Below are 4851 nucleotides of genomic sequence, written 5' to 3' on the forward strand. Positions count from 1 at the left end.
CTCGAACTCCAAGTACCAAGCCCGCGGACCGAACATCGACCGCCGCACCTACAAAGCCACCACCAGCATCAACGTCATCACCAACGAACCTTGACAGGCCAACCACCGCCCTAACTGAACGGCATTGAGGCTAGCCCGCGTGGATCGGCGCCCCGACGGCCCCGGCCTTGGGGTCACCGCCCGCCGGGCCGGCCGCCGCTGTGCTGGCCTGCCGGCTCGGCGCCTTGACGTTGATGAAGACGCCCGCGACCACCGCGGCCAGCAGTATGATGCCCGCGGAGGTCCAGGTCGCCACGGAGTAGCCGTGCACCGTCGCCTCCGCCAGTGCCGTCTTCGCCTGCAGCGTCTGCTGGGCGGGATTGACCCGGTGGTCCGTCAGCCAGACGGTGGTCGCGCTGGCCGCGATCGTGTTGAGTAGCGCAGTGCCGACCGATCCGCCCACCTGCTGCATGGTGTTGAGGGTCGCCGAGGCCGCCCCCTGCTCGTGTGGGGCGACGCGGCTGGTGGCCGTGGAGATGGCTGCCATGAAGGTGGCGCCCATGCCGAGGCCCATCATGCAGATGCCGGGCAGGACGTGGCTGAGGTAGGTGGCGTCAACGTCCATGGAGGCCAGGAAGGCCAGGCCGCCGGCGGCCACCGCCAGGCCGGGCATGATCAGCACCCGGGCGGGCACCTTGTGCAGCAGCCGCGCCGAGATCTGTGTGGAACCGATGATCATGCAGGCGGTCATCGGCAGGTAGGCCACACCGGTCTTCAGCGGCGACCAGCCCTTGATGCCCTGCAGGTAGTAGGTCAGGAACAGGAAGACGCCGAACATGGCGATGGTGACCAGGGCCATCGTCAGGTAGGCGCCCGCCCGCTGGCGGTCCTTGACGATGTGCAGGGGCAGCAGCGGCGTCCGGGCGCGGGTCTGCCACAGGGTGAAGATCCCGAGGACCACCACGCCGCCGATCAGCAGGGTCAGCACCCGGGTGTCGTCCCAGTCGCGGGACGCGGCCTCGCTGAGACCGTAGACGATGGACAGTACGCCGGCGGTGCCCAGCACGGCGCCGAGCACGTCCAACTGGGCGCCGGTCCTGCGGCCCGGGTCCTTGAGCATCACGATCGCGCCGATCACCGCCAGGGCGGCCACCGGGACGTTGACGTACAGGCACCAGCGCCATTCCAAGTACTCGGTCAGGAAGCCACCGGCCAGCATGCCGATAGCGCCGCCGGCGCCGGCGATGGCGCCGAACACGCCGAACGCCTTGCCGCGTTCGCGCGGGTCGGTGAAGGTCGTGGTCATCATGGACAGCGCGGCGGGGGCCAGCAGCGCGGCGAAGACGCCTTGCAGGGCGCGGGCGGCGAAGAGCATGCCGGGGCCGGCGGCGGCGCCGCCGAGCGCGGAGGCGACGGCGAAGCCGATCAAGCCGATGATGAAGCTGCGCTTGCGTCCGAACAGGTCACCGAGGCGTCCGCCGAGCAGCAGCAGGCCACCGAAGGTGAGGGTGTAGGCGGTGATGACCCACTGCCGGTTGCCGTCTGTCATGCCGAGGTCCTGCTGGGCGGACGGCAGGGCGATGTTGACGATGGTCATGTCCAGCACCACGATCAGCTGGGCGAGGGCGATGACCGCCAGGCCCCACCAGCGGCGGGGGTCGGGGGGCGGCGGGGCGTCTCGCCCCTTGTCCAGGGAAATGACGGGGCGTACGGGCAGGGTTGTGTCGGCCATGTATCTGGCTACCTTCTACGTGTGCGTGCTCGGGGTCGGTTCGCGTCGATCGCGGTGGGTCGGCGCCGCGCTGTGGCACAGTGCGGCGCGTCGGAGCGGCGTTGCCGCTCAGCGCCGGGTGAGACGGGTGAGGCTGGGCATCAGGACCGCCTCCACCAGCTCCAGCGCGACCCGTTCGGGGTCGGTGAAGTAGGTGGCGTCCCGCCAGGTGGCCACGGCGGTGTTGCGCTCCTCTGACTCCCCGATCCTGCGGAGGTTGCCGATCTCCCGAATGCTGAAGTACGTGCTGCCGAGGAGCTGCCCGGCGCGTAGCTGTAGCAGGCTGATGGTGGTCGGGGAAATCGCACCATCTCTGCGGGCCTTGTGCAGGCCTGCGCCGACTTCCCCCATCTCGGGGAGGAAGGGGAGCGGGTTGGGCATACGCGACCGCAGGTGGGTCGTGGGTGTGGACATGCTGGGCTTCCTTACTCGTGGTGTTGCGACATCACGATCAAGAGATCCCGGCGACCCGCTCCCTGTGACAGCGGGACCTATGTGGCATAGACCACCGATCGCCGGTGTCACAAAGCAACAGGGACCGGGATCGTATGGCTATGGCGTGGTCGCGAACGAACAGGCAGGAACCGGCGATGAGCAAACGAAACGAGCAAACGACGGGCACAGCTCGTGGCAATCGCATGGACGCGGCCACCGAAGCGTTCGTCGCCCATCGCAACCTGCTGTTCACCCTCGCCTACGAGATCCTCGGCTCCGCCACCGACGCCGAGGACGTCCTGCAGGAGACCTGGATGCTGTGGGTGGGCGTCGACCTCGGCACGGTGCTGGACCAGCGCGCGTACCTGATCCGGATCACCACCCGACAGGCCCTGAAACGGCTGCGCACTCTGGACCGGCGCAAGGAGACCTACGTCGGGCCGTGGCTACCCGAACCGCTGCTGACCGCGCCGGATGTGGCCGAGGATGTCGAGTTGGCCGACAGCGTCTCGATGGCGATGCTGCTGGTATTGGAAACGCTCACGCCGACCGAACGGGCGGTGTTCGTGCTGCGCGAGGTGTTCGAACTGGACTACGATGAAATCGCCGAAGCCGTTGACAAAACCCCGGCCGCGGTACGCCAGATCGCCCATCGGGCACGGGCACACGTCGCCGCGCGCCGGCCCCGCGGCACCGGCTCCCCCGCCGAGCACCGAGCCGCCCTCCAAGCCTTCCAGCGAGCGGTCGAAACCGGCGACCTGCAGAGCCTGCTCGACATCCTCGCGCCGGACGTCGTCGCACTCAGCGACGGCGGCGGAGTCAAACATGCCCTGCTGCGGCCCATGGTGGGCGCAGACAAGGTGGCTCGCTTGCTGGCCGCCCGCTGGTGGAAACGCGACGCGGAACGGTCGACCGAGCTGGTGCAGATCAATGGCGGCCCGGGGCTGCTCGTGCGAGTCGACGGGGAGATCGACGGAGTGGTGGCGGTACGCGTGGAGAACGGCTACGTCACCGGCGCCTATCACGTGCGCAACCCCGAGAAGCTGTCGCGTATGGAGCGAGAGACCGCAGTGAGCCGCTGAGGCCGAAACGACCTACCGACCGCCGCGCTTCGCCCCACCTCGGAGCCAGCCGGGCGCTCAGCGACGCCATACATCCGCTCCAAGTAACCAGCGGGCCTGGTGGGCATCAAGGTGTACGCGGCGTCGCCGGCGTCGAACCGCCAGCCTCCTGCGCAACGTGCCGGTCCGGCCCTGCGTCAGCCGGACCCAGACCCGGCGAGCGCGCTCGAGGTCGTCCAGGCCGGACAGGTCGCATCGAGCGCTGGGGCGACGCCGGCGAAGGCTTGGTCGGTCAGATCGGCGAGGCCTTCCTTGCCCGCGCTGCCAGTCCCCGAGCGAGGTCGACAGCTTCTCCAAAGCGGCAAGCATCTGCAGCACTTAACGCGAAATCAAGGAAGCAACATGCCGGCCCATCCGCGATCAGCGCGAAGCCGCAAGCCGGAGCGGGTGACGGTGACCGGGCCGGCGACCAATCTGCGGCGCGGTTACTGCCGTCGAAGACCATCCGTTACGGTATGTTACCGCCGTTACCTGGGAAGACCTTCGTCTCCCCAGGTCAACCTGTCGGGACGACAGGATTTGAACCTGCGACCCCTTGACCCCCAGGCAACCAACACAACCGCCCGACCTGCTCCGCCCCGACAGGTGAGCTGCGAGAATGTTCCTCCGACATCCACGGCTGTCCACCGACGTCGGTCCCGGTCGTCCGTCAGCGTTGCTGGCCGGAGGTCGCCAGCAGGCCGGAGCCGGGCCGGCGCGGCCCGCTTGCGGATCGCCTTGATGCTCTTGGTTCAAGTCAGAATCATCAACGTCAGCTGAATGTTCACGAATCCGTTGAGGGCCAGCGCCACCAGCATCGAGAGAATCAGGATGGCTGCACCCCTGCGACCCTCGCCGGCCATGGGCTTGAGAACCGCACCGACCAACGACCACACCAAGAACCCGACGAAGCCGAGCAGAACCATCATGACGACGCCCACGTCCCCCAGCAGTTTCGGATCGAAGTAGTCATGGTGAACTGCTGACCGAACCAACCACTCGCCGGCAAGTACACCAACGAGCAACGCTGTCGCAATATTGGCCAGGGCGAGGCCCACCCCGCCCCACATCGCGCCACGCATCTTGCCCGAGTGTCCCTCCCGCTTCATCAACGCCATTCGAATATGCCAGCCAACCGGCACGAATGCGCCAAACACCATCGCGATCACCTGACCAACAGACTGACCCGACGTGTAGACCAGGCCGGTAGCGAAGCGCTCCACCTCTCGTACCTGACCGGCGCCCTGTGGATCCGGGTTGACAAAATCGGCGAGTCCGGCATTGAACCGCGCAGCAACGACCGTCATCAGGATCACGACGGCGGCCGCGAGCCACCAACCCGCTGTAAAGCCATGCTGCCCGTCCTTAGCGGAGTCGTAAGCCATCCGCCGATTATGGACAACCGGGCGCAGGGGCACAGATTCCACCGCTGACAACCTGCTAGTACTCCAGCAGGAGATCCGTTCTGGCCTGCTGGAGCGGTGTGGTTTTGTCCGTGGGCGTGGAGCAGCCACCGCTGAGTCTCGTGGTTGTGTGGACCCAAGATACGGCGGTGGCTGCCGCCTA

The 4851-nt window shown here is 67.4% G+C and carries 4 protein-coding genes; 1 reads left to right on the forward strand and 3 read right to left on the reverse strand.

The genetic code is table 11. The features are described from left to right. Window positions 1-130 precede the first annotated feature (130 nt). Together ACFOX0_RS33830 and ACFOX0_RS33835 are read right to left on the reverse strand one after the other, a co-directional pair. Window positions 131-1711, reverse strand: coding sequence for a DHA2 family efflux MFS transporter permease subunit (locus tag ACFOX0_RS33830; RefSeq protein WP_377553707.1), 1581 nt, complete (start codon window positions 1709-1711; stop codon window positions 131-133). 108 nt (window positions 1712-1819) lie between these two features. Continuing rightward, window positions 1820-2101, reverse strand: a complete 282-nt coding sequence (locus ACFOX0_RS33835) for a carboxymuconolactone decarboxylase family protein (RefSeq protein WP_377553709.1) — start codon at window positions 2099-2101, stop codon at window positions 1820-1822. Between the two features lie 239 nt (window positions 2102-2340). Between ACFOX0_RS33835 and ACFOX0_RS33840 the strand changes: the two genes are divergently transcribed. Further along, window positions 2341-3267, forward strand: a complete 927-nt coding sequence (locus tag ACFOX0_RS33840) for an RNA polymerase sigma-70 factor (protein WP_377553711.1) — start codon at window positions 2341-2343, stop codon at window positions 3265-3267. A 770-nt stretch (window positions 3268-4037) separates the two neighbouring features. On the opposite strand, the gene ACFOX0_RS33845 is transcribed toward ACFOX0_RS33840, so the two are convergent. Beyond that, window positions 4038-4670, reverse strand: coding sequence for a hypothetical protein (locus ACFOX0_RS33845; protein WP_377553713.1), 633 nt, complete (start codon window positions 4668-4670; stop codon window positions 4038-4040). Window positions 4671-4851 lie beyond the last annotated feature (181 nt).

Origin of the sequence: Micromonospora zhanjiangensis, from assembly GCF_042650605.1 — a bacterium.
GTDB lineage: Bacteria > Actinomycetota > Actinomycetes > Mycobacteriales > Micromonosporaceae > Micromonospora_J > Micromonospora_J zhanjiangensis.

What these genes read in the sequence shown, in the direction of transcription:
- ACFOX0_RS33830 (WP_377553707.1), bottom strand. Translation starts at nt 1,711, where the DNA reads ATGGCCGACACAACCCTGCCCGTACGCCCCGTCATTTCCCTGGACAAG.
- ACFOX0_RS33835 (WP_377553709.1), bottom strand. Translation starts at nt 2,101, where the DNA reads ATGGGGGAAGTCGGCGCAGGCCTGCACAAGGCCCGCAGAGATGGTGCG.
- ACFOX0_RS33840 (WP_377553711.1), top strand. Translation starts at nt 2,341, where the DNA reads ATGAGCAAACGAAACGAGCAAACGACGGGCACAGCTCGTGGCAATCGC.
- ACFOX0_RS33845 (WP_377553713.1), bottom strand. Translation starts at nt 4,670, where the DNA reads ATGGCTTACGACTCCGCTAAGGACGGGCAGCATGGCTTTACAGCGGGT.